The sequence below is a fragment of the Streptomyces sp. NPDC029138 genome, assembly GCF_055564375.1.
Genome location: NZ_JBVHWM010000024.1, coordinates 86299 through 109081, shown reverse-complemented (window position 1 = coordinate 109081; position 22783 = coordinate 86299). Strand labels below are relative to the sequence as shown.

The window sequence follows — 22783 nt, the reverse complement described above, 5'->3', positions numbered from 1 at the left end:
GGCGCCCTGATCGCCCTCTTCTACCTCCCCGCCGGACGCATCTCCTACGACATCCGTCCTTCCCGGTCCGCCGGTGCCGCCGCGTAGTACGGCGCACGGTTCTCGACGGGCCGGCACACGGTGAGGGTCAGCGGCCCGGCGGGGACGGGGATGACGGCAGACGACGCCGAGGTCGTCGGCGGAAGGGGACCGATGAGAGCCGCCAGGCGGAGCCCGCCGTGCCTGCTGCGCGTCGGCAGGCCGCTGTCCGCGCTGCCCGTGGGCGGCCAGTGCCGCCACAGCCTCCGCAGTCATCGAGTAGAAGAGGGGGATGTTCAACAGGCCGCCGCACCCGGCGATGAGCTCCTTCAAGTGCTCGATCGTGCCCAGCCGTTCGTAGTCCGGGGCGTAGACGGAGTAGGCCTTGCCGTCCAGCGAGCTACCGCGTCCTCGGGATTCGGTACACAGACACGTGTGAACGCGACTCAGCGGTGAACTCAGCGCCGGCCCAGTCCGCGTACCTGTCCTCCAGCTCGAACCCGGCCAACTGAGCCATGAGGTCGAGTTCAGCCGGCCAGATGTAACGGTGGGGGCTGCGGAACAGCTGCGCCTGCTTGGTCTCGTCGAAGCGGAAGTGGTGCGACACGACCTGCTGCCGCAGGATGTCGTAGGTGTCGAGACCGATATAGCCGGGCTCGCGGTGCCAGACGGTGGCGGTCTGGCCCGGCGGGAGCTTACGCAGCTCAGGCACCCACAGCTCGACCACGAACCGGCCACCGGGTGTGAGGTGGCGAGCGGCGTTGCGGAAACACTCGACCTGCTCGGCCTGAGTGAGCAGGTTGGAGATCGTGTTGTAGACGAGGTAGACCAGGGTGTACTCCCCCGGTACGACGGTGGTCGCCATGTCACCGATGACCACCGGGATCGTCGCCTCGTCCGCCTTGGTGCGCAGTTGCTCCACCATCGGCGGTGACAGTTCGATGCCGGTGACCGGGACCCCTCGCCGCGCGAGCGGAATGGCTACCCGACCGGTCCCGATGGCGAACTCAAGCGCTGCTCCTTCCCCTGCGAGCCGGGCAAGACGCTCCACGGTCGGCCCCAGGACCTCCGGCGCGAACATACCGGACCCGGGCGTGTCATACGCCTGCGCGGTATCCGTGTCCCAGATGTGTCCCTGCTGCATGCCACCAACGCTCGCCGCTGCCCTCAGCGCTGTCCAGCGAATATTGAACAGCAGCGACTGACACTCCGATGTTCGGTGCGGGCGACTTCGCTGGATGGCGCGGCTCACATGTTCTTCCCTCGTGGGCGACGTCGATGCGGCGTTTCGGTTCAGCGGCGAGGCCTGCCTACGCCGAGGCCGGACCCGCTGATGACCAGGTGGTCTCCTGACTGATGGTAAGTCAGGTGTAAGTCAGGTAAGACCTGCGCGAACGGCCCCGAGGATTCGCCTGATTCAGCGGTGTGTGCCGTGTCACGCACTTCAAGAGCCGTCTAAGTTGTCTGCATCACAGCGGAAATGTCCATTTAGCGTCCATGCTCGAAACGGATACCGACTCCCGAAGTGGAGCTTATCCGCATGCTCTTGGGCGCGAAGTTCCAAAGTGACCCATGCCACAGCACTCGTGACTTTCCCCCTGTTCCCCTCGCTGTTCCCCCCTGTTCCCCCACAGTTCCCCAGGGAAGGTGCCCCATGGCCGCTTACCTCTGTCCTCCTGCCGTGATACACGGCGAGCACACCGTGAAGACCAGCCAGATCGTGGCCGAGGTCCGCGACCGGCACCCGCACGCGGCATGGGCGCCGCGGATCGACGGCATCGCGGCCAGTACGGGCATCGAGACCCGCGGGTGGATGCTGCCGCTGGAAACCGCCGTCGCGCCCGGCAACGGCGGCGGCCTGCGGGCTGTCGGCGTCGGGCCGGCCCAAGAGGCGCTGGCACGCGACGGGTTCGCCCAGCAGGACGTGGACCGCGTGATCGCCGCACTTGAGGCGATACCCGCGCCACAGACTGTCCAGGAGCGCACCGCGCCGGCCTGGGAGGCCGTGCAGTCCTACGGGGAGCGTGCGGCGCGCGGGGCCCTCCAGATCGCCGGGCTGGACGCCGCGGACATCGACTGCCTGATCACCAGTCACTCCACCACCCCGGCGCTGCCGGGCCTGGACATAGCCCTCGCCAACAAGCTTCCGCTCCGCGACGACGTGCTGCTGCTGCCGGCCACACAGTGGGCCTGTGTCGCGGGGACCCGCTCCCTGGCACTGGCCGCGGAACTCGTGGCCGCGGACCCCGACCGAGTGGTCCTGGTCGTCATCGCGGAGGCGCTGAGCACGACCTACCAGCCCGCGGACGACACCCTTGAGTCTCTGATCGTCCGGTTGCTGTTCGCGGACACCGCGGTCGCCGCGGTGGTCACGGGCCGCCCGAGGCGCGAGTCGGTGCTGCGGCTGGACGCCGCCTGGCATCACACCCTGCCCGGCACCCAGGACCTGCACCGCCTGGAGACGCGGGCGGATGGCACCCACTTCGTGATGGACCGGCGCGGGCCGCGCGCCGTGCAGGAGACGGTCACCGCGATGTGGGAGTGGCTGCGCCTCCGTTACCAGGACCACCCCGACGCCTGGCACCCCGACGTGCTGCTCGCGCACCCCGGCGGGACCCGGGTGCTGGAGTACATGGAGCAGACGATGCCCGACGCGTGGCCGTCGGGGCTGCTGGACTACAGCCGGGACAGCTACGCCACCGGCAACCGCGGAGGCGCCGCCGTGTTCGACATTCTGCGGCGGGCGCATGACGCCGGGCAGAAGCCGGGCAGTCGCGCCGTTCTGTACGCGGCGGCACCCGGCCTCACCGCCACCGCCTTGGAAGGTGAGTGGCTGTAGTGCGAGGCCGCGCCACCCGCACCGGCAAAGGGGCCGCCCGCGGCATCCCGACAGAGTTGCCGCCCGCGTCATCGGTCACGCCGCCGGTACCGCTGAGGGCGCCGTCCGTACCGTCGGCGGCGCCCGACGCGCCCGCTGCCCGAGCCCGCGCCGAGCTGTCGTACGCCGCCCGCGTCTCTGAGACGTAGCCGCGTCACCTCGCGACTTTCGCCCAGACCACCTTGCCGGCGTCCGTCCAGCGCACCCCCCAACGGGTGGTGAGCCTGTGCACGATGTGCAGGCCACGACCGCCGTCGTCGAGCAGGCCGCCCCGCCTCAGACGGGGTCTGCCGTTGCCGGTGTCGCCCACCTCGCACAGCAGGCCGTGACCGGCCCTGATCAGCCGTACCGTGATGGGACCGGTGGCGAAGCGCACGGCGTTCGTGACCAGCTCGCTGATCAGCAGCAGCACGTTGTCCCGGGTGTCGTCCCTTGTGCGCCACTGCCGCAGCAGCACGGAGACCTGCGCGCGGGCGCGGGCGGGGGCGTCGTCACGGGCGGGCAGCCGCCAGGTCGCGGTGTCCCCTTTGCGGTAGCCGATCATCCGTGCGAGCAGCAGGGTCACATCGTCGCGCTGGCGCACGGGTGCCAGCGCGGAGACGACGTGCCGTGCGGCCTGCTGAAGGGTGTCCCAGGGGTGCACCGTGGACACGGCGTCCGCCAGCCTGCCGATGCCCTCGTCGATCGACAGCGCGGGATCCTCCACCAGTCCGTCGGTGTAGAGGGCGAGCAGGGACCCCGGGGGTGCGCCGAACGTGTGCACGTCGAACGGTTCCCGCAGCGCGAACTCGGCGCCCAGGCCGGGGTGGGGGCGGACCGCGAGCGGGCCCGCCTGCCCGTCCGGCGAGACCAGGACCGGGGGGAGGTGGCCGGCGCTGGACAGGGTCACGCGATGGCTGACCGGGTCGTAGAGGGCGATGCAGCAGGTCGAGCCGAGGGCGCTGTAACCGGCCGTGAGCCCGGAGTCGGCGTCGTCCAGCAGCGACACGGTCTCGTCCAGGTGCTCCAGTACCTCGTCCGGCGCGAGCCCCGCGGACAGCAGTGCGCGGGCCTCCATGCTCAGCTGGCCCATGGTGGCCGCGGCTCCCAGACCGTGCCCGACGACGTCACCGACCACCAGTGCGGTACGGCCGTCCGGCAGCGGGAAGCTGTTCACCCAGTCACCGCCGACGCCCGCGCTGTCGGGGGTGGCGGGCTGGTAGACGCTGGCGATCTCGATGGTGTCGCCGCCGGTCCGGGGCAGGAGCCGGCGCTGCAAGGCCAGCACCTGCGTGTGCTCGCGCTGGTGCTGGCGAGCCAGGTCGACGTGATGGGCGGTCCTGGCCACCAGTTCTTGCAGGTCGAGCAGCTCGCTGTCGCGGAACGGGGAGTCCGCCCGCCGCCAGACCTCCGCCACGCCCAGGACGACGGGCGGCTCGCCGTCCAGGACCAGCGGTATGCACGCCACACCCGCCGACCGGTCACCGGGCACGAGGGCACGCACGACGCGTGGACTGCCGAGTACCCGCTCGACCGCCTTCCGGTCGGGTATGACGATGGTCTGCGGGGCGTCGTCCCGCAGGACCGCCTGCGCCAGCAGGCGACTCGCGTCGCTGGGAAGATCCTCGCCCGGAGTCACGTAGCCCTCGGGCCACGCCCGGTCCGGCACCAGGGCCGCCCGCCGCAGCCGGATGCGCCCCTTCGCCTTGCCGGTGACTCCCTCGCCCGTCCACACGGCGAAGTCGAGGTCGACGGCGGCCACGTCTCCCCAGGCCAACAGGGACTCGGCCAGCGACTGCGCGGTCTCTCCGATGTCCAGTGAGGTGCCGATCGCGGTCTCGGCGGCGTAGAGGTGCAGCCTCCTGGCCATCGCGATCAGGGAGACGGTCAGGCCCTCCTCGGGCGCCGCGGCGGGCAGGATGCTCATCGAGACGACAAGCTCCGATCCGTCGCCACGCCGCAGCCGCTGGATCCGGGCGACGTGCGCCTCACCGGTCTCCAGAACCTGCCGCAACCGCCGGGTGACGGCCGGCACGTCCCCGGGGGGCAGGAGATCGACGAATGGCTTCCCGGGCACGGCGTCCAGGCCCGCGAACACCGGGGCGTCCACATTGCAGCGGGTGATGATCAGATCCCTGTCCAGGTTGACCGCGCCGAGAATCTGCTCCTGACGGCCGGATGCCGGGGTGTCGGGTACGCGTTGGCGCGTGGTGCGGTCGCCCTGCGCGTCGGCAGGACCGGCGGCCGCTGCCGCTCCGCCGCGCGGGATGTAGCGCCCCAGGGCCCTGCTGACCAGGTCGAACGCCGAAGAGGACGATGGGGAGGGTGTGGAGTCCATGCAGCTCTCTCAGCAATCCCCGGCGCAGCGCCGGGGCCGTACTCGGACCCGTGCGACGGGGTCCCCGAGATCCCTGACCGCACACCTCATTGAATAACAGCAGGGGTGGCTTCGCCCACATCAGCGAATCGCGCGGTGAACGCGGACAGTGAGGGAATGCCGCCCGGCCGGTGGGGCCGCGCTCGCTGTGCCGGGTGATCGGTGCGGCTGAGGGGCCAGCGCACGGACCGCCGTCTCGCCACCGGTCACGACGGCGGTCCAACGAAGGTGGCGGACCGGTGCCACAGGTGGCTGACCGGTGCCCCAGTACATCAGTCCCACCCCGCATCGGCGACCGGATCGTCACCAGACGACCGGGCCGGTCCTGTCGAAGAAGCCGCCGGTCGGGCCGTCGGCGCCGATCGTGGCCATGCGGACGATGATCTCCGCGCCCTCCTCGATGGTCTGGGTGCCCGTGTGCCCGTTGAGGTCGGTGGCGGTGTAGCCGGGGTCGACGGCGTTGAACCGGATGGCGGGGAAAGCCTTTGCGTACTGCGCGGTGACCATGACCAGCGCGGTCTTGGAGGAGTTGTAGTCCAGCGCCGCTACGTGGAACTCCACCCGGCTGGGGTCTGCGCATGCCGCCAGCGAGCCCAGGCCGCTGCCGACGTTGACGACGACCGGGGCATCGCTCTCCTCCAACAGCGGCAGGAAGGCGTGCGTTACGCGCACGACGCCGAAGACGTTCGTGTCGTACGTGGTCACCATGTCGGCCCCGGTGACCTCGCCGACCGGCTTGCGCGCGCCCACGATCCCGGCGTTGTTGACCAGGACGTCGAGGCCGCCGGCGTCCGCGCGGACGAATTCGGCGGCAGCCTTGACGGAATCCTCGTCGGTGACGTCGAGCTGAACGAAGCGGGCGCCGAGCCTCCCGGCCGCCTCCCGGCCGCGGTGTGCGTCGCGCGCCCCGACGTAGACGGTGTGCCCGGCCTCGATCAGGCGCCGGGCCGCCTCGAAACCGAGGCCCTTGTTCGCTCCGGTGATCAATGTGGTGGTCATGTGTTCACTCCGTGCTCGGTGGGGTGGTGACGCCTCCACCCTCCCGCCACCGCGCAGGGACAGGCAGTGCCCGCCTCAGCCAGTGGACCGGCAGTACCAGGCTGTCCGGGCACGGCAACGCGATACTGGGACGATGAGCGAATCCAGGGAACTGGGCAGAGCCCTGCACGGCTGGCGGGACCGGATCGCCCCCGCATCCGTCGGACTGCCCACGGGCGGAGTACGTCGAGCCGCCGGGCTGCGCCGCGAGGAACTGGCACAGCTCGCCGGTCTGTCGGTGGACTACATCACCCGCCTGGAACAGGGCCGGGCCACCTCCCCGTCGGCGCAGGTCCTGTCGGCGCTGGCCCGCGCCCTGCGGCTGTCGGCCGCCGAGCGCACGTACCTGTATCTCCTCGCGGGCCAGCCGGCGCCGGGCCCCGGGCAGCTGTCGGCGCACATCCCACCAGGGGTCCGAAGGCTGCTCGACCAACTGGACGGCTCACCGCTGAGCGTGCATGACGCCGCGTGGAACCTGATTCTGTGGAACCCGTTGTGGGCCGCCTTGTTCGGAGACGCGTCCGCGTTGCGCGGACGCGAGCGCAACATCGTCTGGCGGCACTTCGCCGGCCTGCCGAGCCGGGTCAGCCACACCCCCGAGCAGGAGGCCCGGTTCGAGGCGGCCGTGGTCGCCGATCTCAGGGCGGCGACCGCCCGCTACCCGGCCGATGCCGGCCTGCGCTCCCTGATCAAGGACCTGCGGAGCGTCAGCACCGACTTCGCACGCCTGTGGGACACGGGCATCGTGGGCGTCCACGAGTCGGACACCAAGACCGTCCATCACCCCGACATCGGCACCCTCACCTTCGACTGCGACGTACTCATAGCCCCAGACAGTGATCTGCGCATCGTCGCCTATACCGCCGCTCCCGGCAGCGACGCCGCCGACCAACTCAGACTGCTCAACGTCATCGGCACCCAGGCCATGACCGAAGACAGCACCCCGGGTTAGGCGAGCCGGCTTCCCGGAGCGGAGACAGGGATGCACGGGCCGCTGGACGAGATCCCCGTACATCCCGCCGCGGGCGGGCAGATCGCCGGTGCGCGATTTCAGCTCCGGACCTGAGAGCGGCGTTCGCTCCCGGTATCACCGCTTCCTGCGCTCGTCAGAATCGCGCTCGCGACAACCCCGAAGAGGCGATCGGCGCGTGGCGCGAGCGAGGGTTGATCGCCGAGCCAAGCGAGCGCCGCTACCAGCGCGAACAGATCGGTGCCGTCGATATCGGTCCGCGCCATGCCCGCGGCCTGCGCACGCGTGAGGAGCCGCGCACCGGCTGCGCGCAGGGCGACGCAGGAAGCGTGGAGTGCGGATTCGGTGTCCTCGATGGCGGCCGCCATCAGTACGGTCACGCCCCGGTACTCGGTTGTCCACGCGACGCAGTCACGTAGCCACGAAACGAGAGCGTCTTCGGGCGAGTTCGACGTCTCGAGTTCGCCTGCCTTCGCCGTCAGTTCGTCGAAGCTCGTGCGCAGCAGAGCGTCGAGCAGCGCCTCGCGTGTCGGGAAGTGCCGCAGCAGCGTCGCGAGGCCGACATCCGCCCTGCGCGCGATGTCGCGCAGTGACACGTCGACGCCTTGCTCGGTGATGGCGGTGCCCGCTACTGCGAGCAGGTGGTCGCGGTTCTTCCTGGCGTCGGCCCGCATCTGTCCCTCTTGACTATCCGGATCAGTGGTCCATATATTCGGATCAGTGGTCCACTTATATGGATCGCTGATCCGAATCAGCGTATCCCGCACCGCGGGCAGGAGAGAACGATGCCGACACACACGATGAGGGCGGTCCGGCTCCATGAGCACGGCGGCCCTGAAGTCCTGCGTTGCGACGAGGTGCCGATCCCCGAGCCGGGGCCTGGTGAGGTGCTCGTTCGCGTCCACGCGGTCGGCGTCAATCCTCCGGACTGGTACCTGCGCGAAGGGCTGACCAACCTGCCTCCGGAGACGAGGCCGAAGTTCAGCTTGCCCGTGATTCCGGGGACGGATGTGTCGGGCGTCGTGGAGGCCGTCGCCGCGGATGTGGAGGGCTTCTCCGTCGGTGACGAGGTCTTCGGTCTCCTTCGCTTCCCCAGCTTCGACGGCAGCGCATACGCCGAGTACGTGGCCGCGCCCGCGTCGGACCTCGCACGCAAGCCGGCCGGCATCGATCACGTGCACGCCGCCGGGGCGCCTATGGCCCTGCTGACGGCGTGGCAGTTCCTGATCGAGCTGGGACACGACCACCCGTCGCCCTTCCAGGCGGCGCGGCATCGTCCGGTGGCACTCGGCGCCGACACGACGGTGCTCATCAACGGCGCCGCGGGCGGCGTGGGGCACTTCGCACTACAGCTGGCGAAATGGAAGGGCGCACAGGTCATCGCGGTGGCGTCGGGCGCGCATGAGTCGTTCCTGCGGGAACTGGGCGCCGACGAGTTCATCGACTACACCAGGAGTCGTCCCGAGGAACTCGTGCACGACGTCGACCTCGTTCTCGACGCCGTAGGTGGTCGCGACAGCAGTCGCTTCCTGCGCACGCTCAAGCGCGGCGGCGCCCTGTTCCCCGTGTTCTTCGGCGAATACGACGACGAAGAGACCGCGAGGCTGGGCGTCACGGTCTCGGGCACCCAGGTCCGCTCCAACGGCACGCAGCTCGCCGAGGTGGGACGCCTGCTCGACGCGGGCACGGTTCGCGTCGCGATCGACAGCACGTTTCCGCTCGCGGATGCCCGAGCGGCGCACGAACGCGCCGCCCGAGGACACATCCAGGGCAAGATCGTGCTCACCGTCGCCCACTGAGGTCGGCGTTGCCGAGCCCACCGATAAGCGGCCGAATCCGGACCGCTCACCGGCCCTGTTCGAACATGGTGATCAGGCCGTGGGGTGCGTCGTCGCCGAAGAGGAGTTCATTGAGCTGAGCACCTTCGGCGGCGGCTGCGGCGCTGCGCGGGAACATGGCCTGCTCGTATCCGCTCAGCGCGGTCTCGACGTCATCGGGGTGCGCGGCGATGGCCTTGCCGAGTTCGGCGCCGTCGTACACGGCCAGGTTGGCGCCTCCGCCGTTCGGGACCGCGAGGTGGGCGGCGTCGCCGAGCAGCGTCACCCCCGGCGACCGATCCCACCGGTGCCCGATCGGCAGGGCGTGGAGGGGGCGCAGGACCGGTGGGGTCTCACCGTCGGTGATCAGTGCGGTGAGCTCCGGTGCCCAGCCGTCGAACTCCGCGGCGATCCGCGCGGTCGCCGTGGCGGGATCGGTGAAGTCGAGGTCGGCGAACCACTCCAGCGGCTTGGAGAGCGCCAGGTAGGTGTGGAGGGTTCCCCCTCGCTCCCGGTGCGCCTGGATCCCCTTGCCCGGCGCGAGCGCGAACAGCGACCCGTCGCCGACCGCTTTCGCGGTGGCCGGGTGCCGGGTGTCGGCGTCGAACGCGGTGGTGCCGTCGGCGAAGCTCACCTCCTGGGAGTGAAGCGCACCGCACTGACAACGGACGAGCGGTGTGCCGCGGACCAGCGGGATGAGGGCCCGGCTGTGCGCAACCCGCTCGGCGTCGAGGCGCATGGGCAGACAGGGCTCAGGGGCGGGGTGTCGTCAAGGGGCCGCGTCAGGACAGGGCGAGGACGCAGAACTCGTGGCCCTCCGGGTCGGTCAGGCACGTCCACGGGACGTCACCCTGGCCGACGTCGAGGTCAGTGGCGCCGAGGGCCCGCAGCCGGGCCACCTCCGCTTCTTTGTCGTCACCGGGGTACGGCAGCAGGTCGAGATGGACGCGGTCCGGCACGGTCTTCCCGCCGGGCGTGCGGAGGAACTCCAGATACGGGCCGACACCCTTCGCGGAGCGCAACACCGCATGGTCGTCGGTCACCTCGTGCAGGGTCCAGTCCAGCGCCTGACCCCAGAACCGGGCCATGCCCCGCGGATCCGCGCAGTCGATCACCACCGCGGCGATCGGCCCGGTGTCCCGGTAGATCTCCCGAGGCTCCAGCACGCAGAATTCGTTGCCCTCCGGGTCGGCGAGGACCGTCCACGGCACCTCGCCTTGGCCCACGTCGACGGGCGTCGCGCCGAGAGCCTTCAGGCGCGCGACCAACTCCGCCTGGTGGGCCGTAGAAGTGGTGGCGAGATCGAGATGCACACGGTTCTTCGTTGTCGTCTTGGGTTCCGGGACCGGAACGACGTCGACGCAGACGGCGACCGGGTCCGGCCAGACGAGGCCGCCGCCGGGTCCGACGTATGTGGTCGCGCCGGCGCTGTAAGCACTCCAGCCGAGCGCCTCCGCCCAGAACCGGCCGACCGCCGAGGCATCGAGGGCCTTTGTGTTCACCATCACAGGTCGCAGTGCCATGCCGGCGATCCTATGCACTCGTCGCCGAGGGAAGCCGCGGCTTTGGGCTCCTGTGCGGCTCGAATCCCGCGCAGGTCAGGCTCTGGTCGGTTCGCGCTCTCGGAGGTACGACTCCAGCTCGGCGGCCCCGGTCAGCATCGCGCGTCCGCGGGTGGACAGCCGACCGTGCCAGTCGCGCAGTGCGGCCTCCAGTGGCTCCAGCCCGCCGGCCGCCCGCACCTGGGCGATGAGCGGGGCGATCTGCTCCAGCAGGTAGCCGCCCCGCCTGAGCTGGTGGGCCAGCCGGGCGTCCCGTACGTCGGCCTTGTCGTAGACGCGGTACCCGGTCCTCGGGTCACGGCGTGGGCGCACCAGCCCGGCATGCTCCCACTTGCGCAGCGTCGCGGGCCGGATTCCGAGCTTCGCTGCCAGCGGCCCGATGAACGTGCCGTCAGGGTTGGACACCGCGGTCGGCTCGGACCCCGCACCGGGCTCGGGCAATGTGATGGGCTCCAGGTCACTGAGGGCGCTTTCCACGGCCTGGAGGGTCCGCCGGTCGTCGAGGAGTTGGGCGTGGCTCTCGTCGATGAGGCGGAACGCCTCGTCGACCGCGCCCTGGTTGACGGCTCGCATGATCGACGTCGCCGTCTGGTGGCCGTGACCGGGCACCAGGGCAAGGAACGCGCGCAGGGCCTGGGCGTGCAGCGAGGTGTAGACGCGGTAGCCGTGGGGCGTGCGATCGGCGGCCGGAAGGATGCCGGCCTCCTCGTAGTTCCTGACCGCCTGCGTGGACAGACCGCTCCCCCGGGCCAGATCCACCGGCCTGAGCCGCTCGTCGTTTTGAAGGTTTCGTCCCATCAGCCTGCCGTTATCGCGGGAAAGTTTCAACCGAAGGTTCAACGATACCGTTGAAGGTATGGCTACTGACATCAAGGACGCCGTCCATGCCGTCGAGGCTTCCGCCGTCATGGGACTGCTCCCGGCCCGGCCGCGGTTGCTCGCCCTGGGAGAGCCCACGCACGGTGAGGACACTCTGCTCGACCTGCGCAACGCGCTCTTCCAGCAGCTCGTCGAGCAGGAGGGATACCGGACGATCGCGATCGAGAGCGACTGCGTGAGGGGCCTGGTCGTGGACGACTACGTCACCTCAGGCACGGGCACTCTCGACGAGGTCATGGAGCACGGATTCAGCCACGGCTGGGGCACCTCCGCTGCCAACCGCGAGCTGGTGCGCTGGATGCGCGCCTACAACGACGGCCGGCCCGCGTCCGAGCGGCTCCGCTTCTCCGGTTTCGACGGCCCGTTGGAGATCACCGGCGCCGCGAGCCCCCGGCAGACCCTCACCGCACTCCACGACTACCTCGCGGCCCGGGTGGACGCGGACCTGCTCCCCTGCACCGCGGAAACACTCGACCGCCTGCTCGGCGCGGACGACCGGTGGACCGATCCCGCCGCGATGACGGACCCGGGCCAGTCCGTGGGGCAGTCGGCCGAGGCCGGTCAGCTGCGGCTGCTCGCCGACGACCTGGTGGCGCTGCTCGACACTCAGACCCCACACCTGATCACGGCGACCTCCCGGGACGACTGGGACCGGGCGCGCCTGTACGGCCGTACCGCCACGGGCCTGCTGCGCTACCACTACTGGATGGCCGACGCCTCACCGGTCCGCATGACGCGGCTGTGCGCGCTGCGGGATCTGATGATGGCCCGCAACCTCCTCGCCGTCGCCGCTCGGGGCCCGGCACTCCTCCACGCCCACAACTCCCATCTCCAGCGGGACAAGAGCACGATGCGGATGTGGGAGGGGTCGGTGGAGTGGTGGAGCGCCGGTGCGCTGGTGAGCGCCCAGCTCGGGGAGGGGTACGGCTTCGTGGCCACGGCCCTCGGCACCATCCGGCACCGGGGAGTGGACACCCCGCCGCCGGACACCCTCGAAGGACTCCTGTACGCGCTCCCGGAGGACCGCTGCGTCGTCGACGCCCCACGACTGGCCACCGCCCTCAACGCCACGCGGCCCGTCCCCCGTGTATCCCCCTGGTTCGGCTACGCCCCGCTCGACCCGGCCCAACTGGCGGGCACCGACGGCATCGTGTTCGTCAAAGACCTTCCGCAGAGCTAGCCCCGGCTCAGGCCGGGTTGCCCTTGTTGACGACGTCGTGTAGGTGGCTCTCCCTGAGCCTCGGAGACGCGGCACTTGCTCAGACCGCTTCACGGACAGCTCTTGCCAAGTCGGCCGCGGTGGTGAGAGCGATGCGGGGCTCGTCGACGAGAGCGGTGTCGATGAGTGCGGCGAGTCGGCGTGGCAGCGTGGGCAGCCGGTCGCGTATGGGCACGGCCGGCTCGCGCAGGACGACGGCAACGGGATCGGCACCGGCCGGGAAGTCGCGCGGGGGCGAACCGGTGAGCATCCAGTACAGACAGGCCGTCACCGCCCAGAGATCGACCTCGGGCAGCGCGTACTTGAAGTCGATGACCTGGCCGCGCGGCATGAACGCCAGGCTGCCGCCCATCGCACCGGTGAGGGTGTGACCGGACAGGCCGGCGCTGTCGAACGCCTTGGACAGGCCGAAGTCGGCGACTTTGACGGTCGCGTGGTCCCTGGCCCCGGTGAGCAGCAGGTTCTGCGGTTTGATGTCGCGGTGCACCAGTCCCCGGTGCGTCACCGAGGTCCCGTCGGCGAGCCGTACCGGCACCTCCGCCGTATGCGCGTAGTGCAGTCCGCGGAGCGCCTGAAGGGTCACGCCGACCGCCTGGTCGACGCCCAGTCTGCCACCGGCCCGGGCCACGAGGTCGGCGACGCTGCCCAGACGGCAGAACTCGCAGGTGAAGTAGAAGGTGCTGCCGTGCACGCCGCCTTCGTGGAAGGCGACGACGTGGGGATGGCGCAGGGCGCGCGTGCAGGCGAACTCGCGCAGGAAGCCGTCGCGGGCGGAGGGGTCGACGGCGCGGTGGGCCAACAGGGTCTTGAGGGCGAGGAGTTCGCCGGTCTCCTCGTTCCGGGCGAGATGGACGACGCCCTGTCCGCCGCGGCCGAGTTCCTGGAGCAGTCGGTAGCCGCGGATTCCGGTGAGTTCGGGCTCTCCGGCCTCGGCCGCGTCGAGCAGCGTGTGCAGTGCGTCGACGGGGTCCCGCGCGTCGGCGTGCGCGGTCGAGGGCTCCTCCGCGTGGACGGAGACGCGCAGTACCGCGCCGCCGACGCGGATCTCGTCGCCGTCGGCCAGGTCCCGCCCGGCCGGCCCCGGCGCCAGCCGTTCGCCGTTGACGTAGGTGCCGTTGCGGCTGCCGAGGTCCCGCACGCGCACGTGCGGGGGATTGACGTCGAACAGGCAGTGGTGCCGGGAGGCTTTCGTCTCGGTGCGGGCCAGCCGGATCCCGCACTCGCTCGCTCGGCCGACCAGGCAGGTGGTGCGGTGGGTGAAGACGTACGCCGCGGCCGCGGGCGCGCCGCGAGGGGTCAGGGTGACGGAGGACGGCATGTCACCAGCTGTAGTCCCAGTCGAGTTCCCAGCAGCGCACGGAGTCGACCCCGGCTGCCAGCAGGTGGCGGGCGTCCGCGCTGAGAGCCAGGCCGAAGACCTGCTCCTGGTGTCCCGCCAGAACGCGCAGCCGCCGCCCGTCGTCCAGGTCCCACACGTGCACCTCCTGATGGGCGAGGCCGGCGAGGGCGAACCGGCCGTCGGACGTGAGGGTGAGGGTGTTGATCAGGCCGGGGTCGCGGATTTCCCGGAGCACGCGGCCCGTGGCCAGGTCGAGGACGACCAGGGTCTCGTATCCAGCGATCACCGCGCGCCGGCCGTCCGCGGAGGTCACCAGCGTCTTGATGCTGTAGTGGCCGTCCACCGTGTAGATCCGGCCGCCGCTCGCGGCGTCGTAGGAGTGCACACTGAAGTGGCCGTACTCCAGCAGGGTTTGGCCGTCCGGGGTGAAACGCAGGCCGGTTCGGGCCGGGCGCCCGGTGTGCCGCCACAGGCGCTCGCCCGAGGCCAGGTCCCACCCGCAGAGTTCGTCCTGGTCGTAGCGCCGCTGCCGGTCCTCTTCGGCGCCGGCGAAGGCGTTCGACGCCCCGTACCGGCCATCGGGGCTGATCGCGACCGAACCCACCTGCGCCTGGTGGGCGCGGAAGGCGGAGGAGGGCTTCGCGTACCCCTGGCGACTCGTCATGCCCTCGATGTCCCAGCGGTACAGATGTCCGCTGTCGTCGCCGGTCAGCAGCCATGCGCTGTCGTCGGCCAGTGCCACGGCCTCGACCCCGTCGTGCGGCAGCGTGACGGTCCTGTCGTCCCGCAGATCGAGCAGGGCGGCCTCTCCCATGCCGTGGGCGACGGCTCCGGTGCCGTCGCCGGTCATCAGAAGAGCCATGTCGGCTGTGACCGTTGAGTCGATCACGCGGTACTGCCGTGCGTTGGCGGCGTCACACAGCAGGAACTTGTCCGCAGGCAGCGCGGCGACGAACAGGCTTGTGTCCCCGACGAACGCCAGCGCCGATGGGCGGGCGACGCGCCCGGTGAAGTCGAACGTCTGCCACGCACCGCGCAGTCCGGTACGGCGCCCGTGCCGGCCCAGCGTGTTCCACGCGTGCAGCAGGTCGGGATGCCGTGCGTGGCCGGGCACCGCCCGCGCGGTGCGCAGACAGGCGGCCGACTGCGCGTAGCGGCCTTCGTCGAAGAGCCGCTCCCCCTCGCGCATCGCCGCCCTGAACTGCCCGGCGTGATCGGACAGTTCACCGGCGGCCCGGGGCCGGGCGTAGGCCCACGGTGCACGGTAGCCCGGGACCGGAAGGGGCTGCACCCTGATCCGCACGCCGTCTGTCGTGCGCAGCACGGCGTAGCGGCCGTCCGCGCTCACCGCCAGGTGGTGCACGTGCCGTGCCGCGCCGTCGTCGAGCGTGCGCAGGCAGCGGCCGGTCGCCGTCTGCACCACCTGGAGAGGGTTACCGCCCCCGACGACGGCGAGGGAGCCGTCGGGCGTGAGCGCGAGCGCCGAGACATCGGTGAGGGCGTGGGGCACCTGGGCGGCGATCCGGCCCGTCCAGACATCCCACAGCACCATCGGCCCACCCCACACCTGGAGGGCGTACCGGGCTCCCGGGGCCACGGCGGCTCTCCTCACGAAGCCGCCCCAGGCCGAGTGGAAGGGTTTGGTCCGCGGCTCGGTGAGGACCGCGCCGCACACCCCTGTGGCGACGTCCCACAGGCGGACCTTGTCGTCCCGCAGGTCGCCGGCGGTCAGGGCGACGGCACCGTCGTCACTGAGCGCCAGCACGGTCATCCGCTCCACCTGGCTGTGGACCGGCCCGAGGAGGCCACCCGTGCCCAGGTGCCAGAACCAGAGGGTGCCGTCCGCATGCCCGGTGGCGCCGACCGATCCGTCACCGCTGAGCGCGACCGCCGTGACGCCTCCGGCAACCGGGCCCGCCGGAAGGGGAAGCCGCTCGCCGCGAGCGAGGTCCCATGCCTCCGGCGGCCCCTGCTCGCGGCCGACCAGGCCGATCCGTCCCCCGGCGTCCATGGCGGTCGCCGCGACGCCCGGGCCCTCGGACGTCAGCTCCCGCAGACAGCGGCCGCTTGCCGTCTCCCACACCCGCAGGCGGCCTTGATGGTCGCCGGACAGCACCAGGCCGCCGTCGGCCGTCACCGCCACGGCGCTCACGCCGGCCTCGTGGCCGGAGAGGACCACCGGGCGCGCCCCCGGATCGCGGGCCAACTCCGCCAGCGCACCCGCGGTCTCGGCCGGTTCCGGTTCGTCAGGGGCTGCCGGGCGGAGCAGTTCGGCGGCGCGCCGACGGTCGTCGCGTTCCAGGTGGACCAGACCGATCAGCCGCGCGCCCAGGGCGTCGTCTCCGCCGATGTCGCGGGCGGACTCCAGCTCGGCGATGAGGTCGAGATCGGTCTTCTGCGCTGTGCGCCACCGGTGCAGACCGAAGTTGTAGGTCGCGATCAGATGGTGGGGCTCCGCTGTCATCGCTTCCCGCCACCGCGCCTCGGCCTCCTCGGTGCGCCCGAGGTCGAGCAGGGACAGCGCCTGGTTGGAGAGCCCGTCCGCCAGCAGGGCGGCCGCCTCCGGAGCTCGCCGCGGGAACGGTGTGCCGGTGAGGTCGCCGTACACGTCGTTCAGGACGTCTGCGGCTTCTTCCAGCCGGGCCGGCCGCGCCGTTACGTCCGTCATGAAGCACTGGCGCAGCAGTCCCACGACCGCCGACGGCATGGGCGGCACGCGGGGGTCGGCCGGGCCGGCGTCCAGCAGGGCTTCGAGCACCTCGGCGGCGGCCTGGCCGTGCCGGGTCGGACGGCGGCCGGTGAACATCTCCAGCACGGTCAGCGCCCACGACCACACGTCTGTCGCGGGGGTCAGCCGGATCTCCCGGCGTCCGGCCGCGGCGAGCGCCTGCTCGGGGGAGCAGTAGGCCGGCGTCATGCCGCCGAAGGTGACGGCGGATACGGCGGCGGGCGCCCCGTCGGTGTCCGCCGGACGCGCTCCGGCCAGCCCGAAGTCGGTGACCTTGGCGGTTCCGTCGGGTTCGAGCATGACGTTGGCGGGCTTGACGTCCTGGTGGACCAGGCCGGTGTCGTGGGCGTGTTGCAGACCCCACGCGGTCTGGACGGCGACGTCCAGCACGCGCGCGAGGGCCGCCTGCGGGCCGCCCTCGTAGAGGCTGCCGCCGGTGATCGCCTCGGCGAGGCTGCCGCCGTCGACCCACTCGGCGAACACTCGGGGCAGGCCGTCGACCGTGCGGACGTAGGCGCAGTTGACGGTGTGCGGGTGCAGGCCCAGGCTCACCCAGGTGCCGGCTTCGGCCTCGAACCGGCGCCTGCCCGCCTCGGAGGCGACCAGTTCCGGGCGGGGCGTCTTGACCGCGAGGTCCACGTTCCAGCCGCGGTGCCGGACCCGGTGGACCACACCCATGCCGCCGCTGCGCACGTCGTCGAGTACCTCGTACAGATCGAGGACCACCTCGCCGGGCTGCCAGGTGCCGAGGGCCATCGTGACGCCGTCAGTCGGCCAGGGCCACGTACAGGGGGCTGCCGAGCAGCACCCGCATGCCGGGACGGGCGTCGAGTTCGGGGTAGGGGCTGGGGCCGGCCAGCAGGCGCCGGGCGACGAACTCCACGCGCTGCCGGGGGCCACGCAGCAGCCGCCCGGCGGTGTGCACCCAGGCCAGGGACGGCTGATCGGCAGGCATCTCGACGCTGTCGGCGGCCAACGCCGAGGCCAGACCGGCCAGGAGCGTCGGCACCGAGGACGGTGCGAACTCCTGGGCCTGCGGGGCGCTCGCGCCGAGCACATGGCTGCTGCCGCCGCCCAGGCCGAGGATCGTCTGCTCGGTACGGCCGCCGAAGTACACCAGCGACCCGCCGTTCTCGCCGTGCAGGGGTCCCCACTGCATGGGCAGGCTGCCACGGAAGTACGGTCCCGGGTCGTCCACCGATCCGGTCTGCCCGGTCTCCTCCAGGTGGCGCAGGACACGCTCCAGTTTGGCCGTCCGGTCCGGCGCGGGTGCTTCGACGCTGCGCCTGACGCTGAACAGCTTGACGCTCACGCCGGCCTCGGTGGTGCTCCTGCGGCCGAAAGAGGGGTCGATCTGCGAGAGCAGCATGTCGACCTTGGAGTCGCTGATGTACAGGTAGTACCGCACCGTCACCGCCCGAGGCTATCGCGCCACCGCCCTCCGAGTCCCGGCTTTCGCCCAGGAGACCCAGAAGGCGCCTGGTAGCCGCCGGCGACCTCGATCCTGAGGGCGGTGAGACACCGGACGAGGTCACCTTGCTCACGTTCTCCGGTGGGCGTACTGAGTGGGGGCCTGCCGGCGCCAGGCTCGCGGCATGGCGCCGGCAGGTGATGGGCGGGCTCAGTCCACGGTGAAGGTGTAGCTGCCCGCGGAGACGCGGTAGGCCGCCGCGGAAGCGGTCCGCTCCTGAGGCGACGGTCGGCTGGCCCCGCTCGCGGTGACGCGGTCATGGGCGTCCGCGGGCACCCGGACGACCGCCGTGCTGCCGAGGGGCACCGTGACCTTGAGGCTGAAGCGGCCGTGGCCGTCCTTCTTCCACGCGCTGGTCACCAGCCCCTGCGGAGTGCGGTAGCTGCCGGAGGCGTGGGTGAGGTCTCCGACGACAGCGGGTGCTATCTCCAGTTGGCGGTAGCCGATGGAGCCGGGTGCCTGGTCGATGCCGGCGAGCCCGTTGACGAGCCAGGCGTCGACCTGTCCGAGGAAGTGGTGGTTCTGGGAGCCGGAGCCGTCGAGTGATTCGGAGAGGGTGGTGTGGCCGCCGGCGACGAGGTAGCCGTAGCCGGGCGAGGTGGGGTTCACGACCATGTCGTAGATGACGTCGTCGCGTCCGCCCGTGTGCAGGGCCCGGAAGAGCGGGCCGAGCCCGACCGAACCGCTGGTGATGTGGTTCCCGGCCGCGCGCACGGAGGCGACCAGCCGGTCGAGGACCTGCTGCCGGTCGGCGGCGGGGACCAGGCCGGCGTCCAGGGCCATCGCGTTGGAGGTCTCGCTGTCGCTGCCGTAGTACACGCCCTCGGCGTCCTCGTGACGGAACCTCGTGGTGAACTCGTCCGCGAGGGTCGAGGCCAGCTCGGTGTACTTGTCCTGGTCCGCCTTCTTGCCCAGCACGTCGGCGATCTGTGCCATGTCGTGCGCGGCCGTGTAGTAGCCTGCGAGGATCGCCAGTTGCATGGGCGTGGTGTTGTCGCCGGCGGACCAGTCACCGAGTCCGGGGATGTCACCTTGGTTCGCTGCCTTGTTGGCGGCTTCGTAGTCGAGCCACCTGACCATGGCGTCGTAGTACAGCGACATGGTCCGGGTGTCTCCGTAGGTTCTGTACAGCTGCCAGGGGATGCGGATGACGGCTCCGCCCCAGTTCACCTCGTCGAGGAACTCGATGGTCCCCTGTGGGTACTGGAGTCTGACGGGGGCGACCCGGTGGAACTCCGGTGCGATGTTGGCGATCAACCCCGGTGAGTCGTCGCCTGGTTGCCGCTGTGCGGTGGCCATGTTGCGTACCAGCTGCGGCTCGTAGGAGGACAGGTCGTAGTCGGTGAGCAGGGCGTCGATGTTGTGCAGGTTGTCGCCCGTGTACGGGCCCTTCTCGCGGTCCGGGCAGTCGGTGAGTACCGACATCATGTTGCTCTGCGTCGCCCTGAGGGTGATGGCGTGGATCTCGTTGATCAGTTGGTTCGACGAGGTGAAGTCACTGGCTCGCGGGTTCGAGGCGTGGATCACCCGCATGGTGATGGTGTCGGGCTTCGGCGCGGCGGGCAGGCCGTCGACCTTCAGGTAGCGGAAGCCGCTGTAGGTGAAGCGCGGGTGCCAGGTCTCCGTGCCGTGGCCGGAGAGGGTGTAGCGGTAGGCGATCTGGTTCGTCGCCGTCGCCCCGGTCGAGGAGAGGTCCAGCGAGCCGTCCGCGTTGAGCTTCTCGGCCGGGATCATGGAGATCGTGGTTCCGGCAGGACCGGACACCCGCACGTTCGGCCATCCGGAACGGTTGGCGCCGAAGTCGAGGATGTACGACCCCTTGCCGTCCGGGGTGATGGACACCGGCTCGACTGTCTGGGCCACGGTGACCGGGGGCCGGGGGTCGGCCCGCAGCGGCGTGGTGTTCCGCGGGGTCGTGGTGGCGGTGAGTTCGGCCGGCGACGCGTTCTGCCAGTCGGGCCCCTTCAGCTTGGCCGCGGAGGTGGGTGCGGTCGCGGACCGGCGGGCGTCGTACTCCTCGCCGCTCCACCAGGACGAGTAGGTGGTCGGTCCCAGGGCGGTGCGCCAGGAGGTGTCCGTCTTGATGGTCTCGCGGCGGCCGTCGGCGTAGGTGATCTCCAGTTGGGCGATGGCCTTCGGCTCGCCGAAGACGGTGTACGTCTCCAGACGGCCACCGAAGAAGTAGTGCCCGGGCGTCTTGACGCGCTGGTAGGCGCCGCTGCCCGTCTCGATGCCCAAGGTGTTGGTGCCGTCCCGCAGTCGGCGGGTGAGGTCGTAGGTGCGGTAGTCGACCTCGGCGGAGTAGGTCGTCTGGCCGGGCTCCAGCACGTTCTCGGTGAACGGCTTGCCGTTGAGGGTGGAGGCGTACATGCCGAGCCCGGTCATGTACAGCCGCGCCTTCGCCACCTTGCCGCGCACGGTGAAGGGCTTGCCGAAGACGGGCAGCGGTGATTCGGTGCCGTCGGGGCGGGTGTAGTCGTAGGAGGCGTTCTCGATCCAGCGGGCGGACCAGTCCGACGGGTTCAGCAGGCCCATCTCGAAGGTCGCCGGCGCGCTCCACGGGGAGACGCGCCCGGCGCTGTCCCAGATCCGCACCTGCCAGGCGACCGGCTCCCGGGCCGTGAGTGTGCCGGTGAAGGGGATGTTGTTGGATGCGGACGACACGATCTTGCCCGTCCGCCAGAGGTCGGCCCGGCCGCTGCGGAGCGCGTTCGCGGAGTGGGCCGCGCGGATTTCGTAGGCGGCCTGCCGGCCGTCTTCACGACTGGGGCCGTCCAGCCGCCAGGAGAGCAGGGGCGCGCGGTCGTCGATGCCGATCGGGTCGGTCTTGTTGTTCGTCTTGAGGTCCACGGCGGACGGGGGCGCGGTTCTGGACGTTTCCGGCGAGGCCTGTGCCATGCCGGAGACGGTGAGTGCCAGTGCGGCCGCGACAGCCGCGGTCGCACTGGTGCGATTGCCTCTCACAGGGTTCCCCTTCGGGTGAGTCGAGGATTTGAATCGTTTCATTCCAGACGGCCAGCACGATCACGACGCTGCACACGGTCACCAGCACGCTGTTGGCCAACGCTCCGCCGAGCGCGCCCTGTTGCCAGGCGTGAGTGAAGTTCCGCAGGGTCGGCGCGCTGGTCGGGTGGATGGGGGACGAGGTGTCCGATGCCGGCCGTACGGCGAGGTTGACCAGGACGTACACCGGGAAGCCGACGACCAGGGCGGCGGCGATCATCGCCAGTTCCAGGGCGAGGGTGCGCGGGCGGTAACGGTTCATGACGCGGCCCTCTCGCTGCGGGACAGCATGGCGTACTGTCCGGCGGACGCGACCGCCACGATGATCGTCAGGACCACCGCGAGCGCGATGCTGTAGCCGAACTCGCCGAGGGTGAAGGCGTCTTTGTAGATGAGGGTCGACAGGGTGTCGGTCGCGTGGCCGGGGCCGCCGCCGGTCAACGCGTAGACCTGGTCGAAGAGTTTGATCCCGCCGATGACCGACAGCATCAGATTGATGGTGAGGGCGGGGGCCAGCAGCGGCCTGGTCACCGACCAGAAGCGGCGGACGGGACCGGCTCCGTCGAGCGCGGCGGCCTCGTGGATCTCCTGGGGCACGGACTGTAGTCCGGCCAGGAAGATGACCATCGAGTAGCCCGCGAACTGCCACACGATCACTCCGACGACCGCCCAGAGCGCCAGGCGGGGGCTGCCCAGCCAGTCCTGCCGCCAGGCGTCGAGGCCCACGGCGCCGAGCAGGCTGTTGACCGCCCCAGCCGGACCGAGCAGGTTGCGCCACAGGTAGGCGGTCACGATCGGGGTGATGACGGCCGGGGCGAACAGCAGGACCCTGAGCACGTTCCGGGACTTGATCGCCGGGTTGACGCCGAGGGCCAGCAGCAGCCCCACCCCGTTCTGGACGAGCGTGACGGACACGGCGATCAGCAGTGTGTGCCAAACGGCCTGCACCGCGTCGGCGTCGCGGAACATGTCGGCGAAGTTGCCCAGGCCCACGAAGGAGTAGTGGGGATCGAGGCCGTCCCAGTCGGTGAACGCGTAGTACACGCCGCGTGCGCTCGGCACGAGGACGACGAAGGCGAACAGGAGCAGAGGCGGCGCCATGAACCACCAGGGAGGCGTGGTGCGCGCACGGCGGGCAGCGGGTACGGAGGCACGGTCCGGAGGGTGGTCGCGGTCCGGGAGCTGGGCGTTCGGAGCGAGAGTCACGGGCGGACCTACTTCCTTGAAACGTTTCAAAGCGGGCCCGGTGAGGGGTGCACCGGCTGGAGGGGTTCAGGCACCTGCCGACTTCCTGGGTTGTGGGGTGCGGATGAGACGAGGGGACACGCCTGTAGTCCGGTGGGTAACGTTTCCCACGGGTTCTGCCAGACCCTAGAGAGCGCTCCGCGTGACGTCAAGATGCCGCGCACGCTGCGCGATTGTTACGGTGACGGGCCGCACCACCCCGCTCGTCACACATGATCTCTCTTACCGAGCGGGAGGTTCGGCCGTACACTTTCCGCCAA

The 22783-nt window shown here is 70.7% G+C and carries 15 protein-coding genes and 1 pseudogene; 4 read left to right on the top strand and 12 right to left on the bottom strand.

What is annotated here, in order from left to right; genetic code table 11:
- Positions 1 to 418: 418 nt before the first annotated feature.
- A complete protein-coding gene (locus ACZ4WH_RS20585; RefSeq protein ID WP_468182375.1) occupies positions 419 to 1162 on the bottom strand; it encodes a class I SAM-dependent methyltransferase in 744 nt (247 codons plus the stop codon).
- Positions 1163 to 1672: 510 nt separating this feature from the next.
- On the opposite strand from ACZ4WH_RS20585, the gene ACZ4WH_RS20580 reads away from it, so the two are divergent.
- A complete protein-coding gene (locus ACZ4WH_RS20580) occupies positions 1673 to 2857 on the top strand; it encodes a type III polyketide synthase (RefSeq protein ID WP_468182371.1) in 1185 nt (394 codons plus the stop codon).
- A gap of 193 nt (positions 2858 to 3050) precedes the next feature.
- Here the strand turns inward: ACZ4WH_RS20580 and ACZ4WH_RS20575 are convergent, their stop codons facing one another.
- Positions 3051 to 5213: an ATP-binding SpoIIE family protein phosphatase gene (locus tag ACZ4WH_RS20575; RefSeq protein WP_468182369.1), complete on the bottom strand. Its 2163-nt coding sequence runs from the start codon at positions 5211 to 5213 to the stop codon at positions 3051 to 3053.
- Between the two features lie 342 nt (positions 5214 to 5555).
- A complete protein-coding gene (locus tag ACZ4WH_RS20570) occupies positions 5556 to 6251 on the bottom strand; it encodes an SDR family oxidoreductase (RefSeq protein WP_468182367.1) in 696 nt (231 codons plus the stop codon).
- A 133-nt stretch (positions 6252 to 6384) separates the two neighbouring features.
- Here ACZ4WH_RS20570 and ACZ4WH_RS20565 point away from each other — a divergent pair, with 133 nt between their 5' ends.
- Positions 6385 to 7242: a helix-turn-helix domain-containing protein gene (locus ACZ4WH_RS20565; RefSeq protein ID WP_468182365.1), complete on the top strand. Its 858-nt coding sequence runs from the start codon at positions 6385 to 6387 to the stop codon at positions 7240 to 7242.
- A 98-nt stretch (positions 7243 to 7340) separates the two neighbouring features.
- Here the strand turns inward: ACZ4WH_RS20565 and ACZ4WH_RS20560 are convergent, their stop codons facing one another.
- Complete coding sequence (locus ACZ4WH_RS20560) at positions 7341 to 7934, bottom strand: TetR/AcrR family transcriptional regulator (protein ID WP_468182363.1); 594 nt, start codon at positions 7932 to 7934, stop codon at positions 7341 to 7343.
- A gap of 111 nt (positions 7935 to 8045) precedes the next feature.
- Between ACZ4WH_RS20560 and ACZ4WH_RS20555 the strand changes: the two genes are divergently transcribed.
- Complete coding sequence (locus ACZ4WH_RS20555; RefSeq protein WP_468182361.1) at positions 8046 to 9059, top strand: NADP-dependent oxidoreductase; 1014 nt, start codon at positions 8046 to 8048, stop codon at positions 9057 to 9059.
- 46 nt (positions 9060 to 9105) lie between these two features.
- Here the strand turns inward: ACZ4WH_RS20555 and ACZ4WH_RS20550 are convergent.
- The 3 genes and pseudogenes from ACZ4WH_RS20550 to ACZ4WH_RS20540 form a co-directional block, all read right to left on the bottom strand.
- Positions 9106 to 9693: pseudogene (locus ACZ4WH_RS20550) on the bottom strand (FAD-dependent oxidoreductase); the annotation flags it as partial.
- A gap of 166 nt (positions 9694 to 9859) precedes the next feature.
- The gene (locus tag ACZ4WH_RS20545; RefSeq protein ID WP_468182359.1) at positions 9860 to 10600 is read right to left on the bottom strand and encodes a VOC family protein; all 741 of its coding nucleotides are present in this window, start codon (positions 10598 to 10600) and stop codon (positions 9860 to 9862) included.
- Positions 10601 to 10675: 75 nt separating this feature from the next.
- Complete coding sequence (locus ACZ4WH_RS20540) at positions 10676 to 11437, bottom strand: TioE family transcriptional regulator (protein ID WP_468182357.1); 762 nt, start codon at positions 11435 to 11437, stop codon at positions 10676 to 10678.
- 58 nt (positions 11438 to 11495) lie between these two features.
- Here ACZ4WH_RS20540 and ACZ4WH_RS20535 point away from each other — a divergent pair, with 58 nt between their 5' ends.
- On the top strand, positions 11496 to 12698 hold the full coding sequence (locus ACZ4WH_RS20535; RefSeq protein ID WP_468182355.1) for an erythromycin esterase family protein: 1203 nt from the start codon (positions 11496 to 11498) through the stop codon (positions 12696 to 12698).
- A gap of 79 nt (positions 12699 to 12777) precedes the next feature.
- Here the strand turns inward: ACZ4WH_RS20535 and ACZ4WH_RS20530 are convergent, their stop codons facing one another.
- The 5 genes from ACZ4WH_RS20530 to ACZ4WH_RS20510 form a co-directional block, all read right to left on the bottom strand.
- The gene (locus tag ACZ4WH_RS20530; protein ID WP_468182353.1) at positions 12778 to 14055 is read right to left on the bottom strand and encodes a protein kinase domain-containing protein; all 1278 of its coding nucleotides are present in this window, start codon (positions 14053 to 14055) and stop codon (positions 12778 to 12780) included.
- Between the two features lies 1 nt (position 14056).
- On the bottom strand, positions 14057 to 17560 hold the full coding sequence (locus ACZ4WH_RS20525) for a WD40 repeat domain-containing serine/threonine protein kinase (protein WP_468182351.1): 3504 nt from the start codon (positions 17558 to 17560) through the stop codon (positions 14057 to 14059).
- A gap of 10 nt (positions 17561 to 17570) precedes the next feature.
- Positions 17571 to 18218 (bottom strand): DUF7019 family protein, encoded by a 648-nt coding sequence (locus tag ACZ4WH_RS20520; protein WP_468182349.1) that lies wholly within the window; start codon positions 18216 to 18218, stop codon positions 17571 to 17573.
- A gap of 207 nt (positions 18219 to 18425) precedes the next feature.
- Complete coding sequence (locus ACZ4WH_RS20515; protein ID WP_468182347.1) at positions 18426 to 21239, bottom strand: family 78 glycoside hydrolase catalytic domain; 2814 nt, start codon at positions 21237 to 21239, stop codon at positions 18426 to 18428.
- A gap of 297 nt (positions 21240 to 21536) precedes the next feature.
- The gene (locus ACZ4WH_RS20510; RefSeq protein WP_468182345.1) at positions 21537 to 22484 is read right to left on the bottom strand and encodes a carbohydrate ABC transporter permease; all 948 of its coding nucleotides are present in this window, start codon (positions 22482 to 22484) and stop codon (positions 21537 to 21539) included.
- Positions 22485 to 22783: the final 299 nt, after the last annotated feature.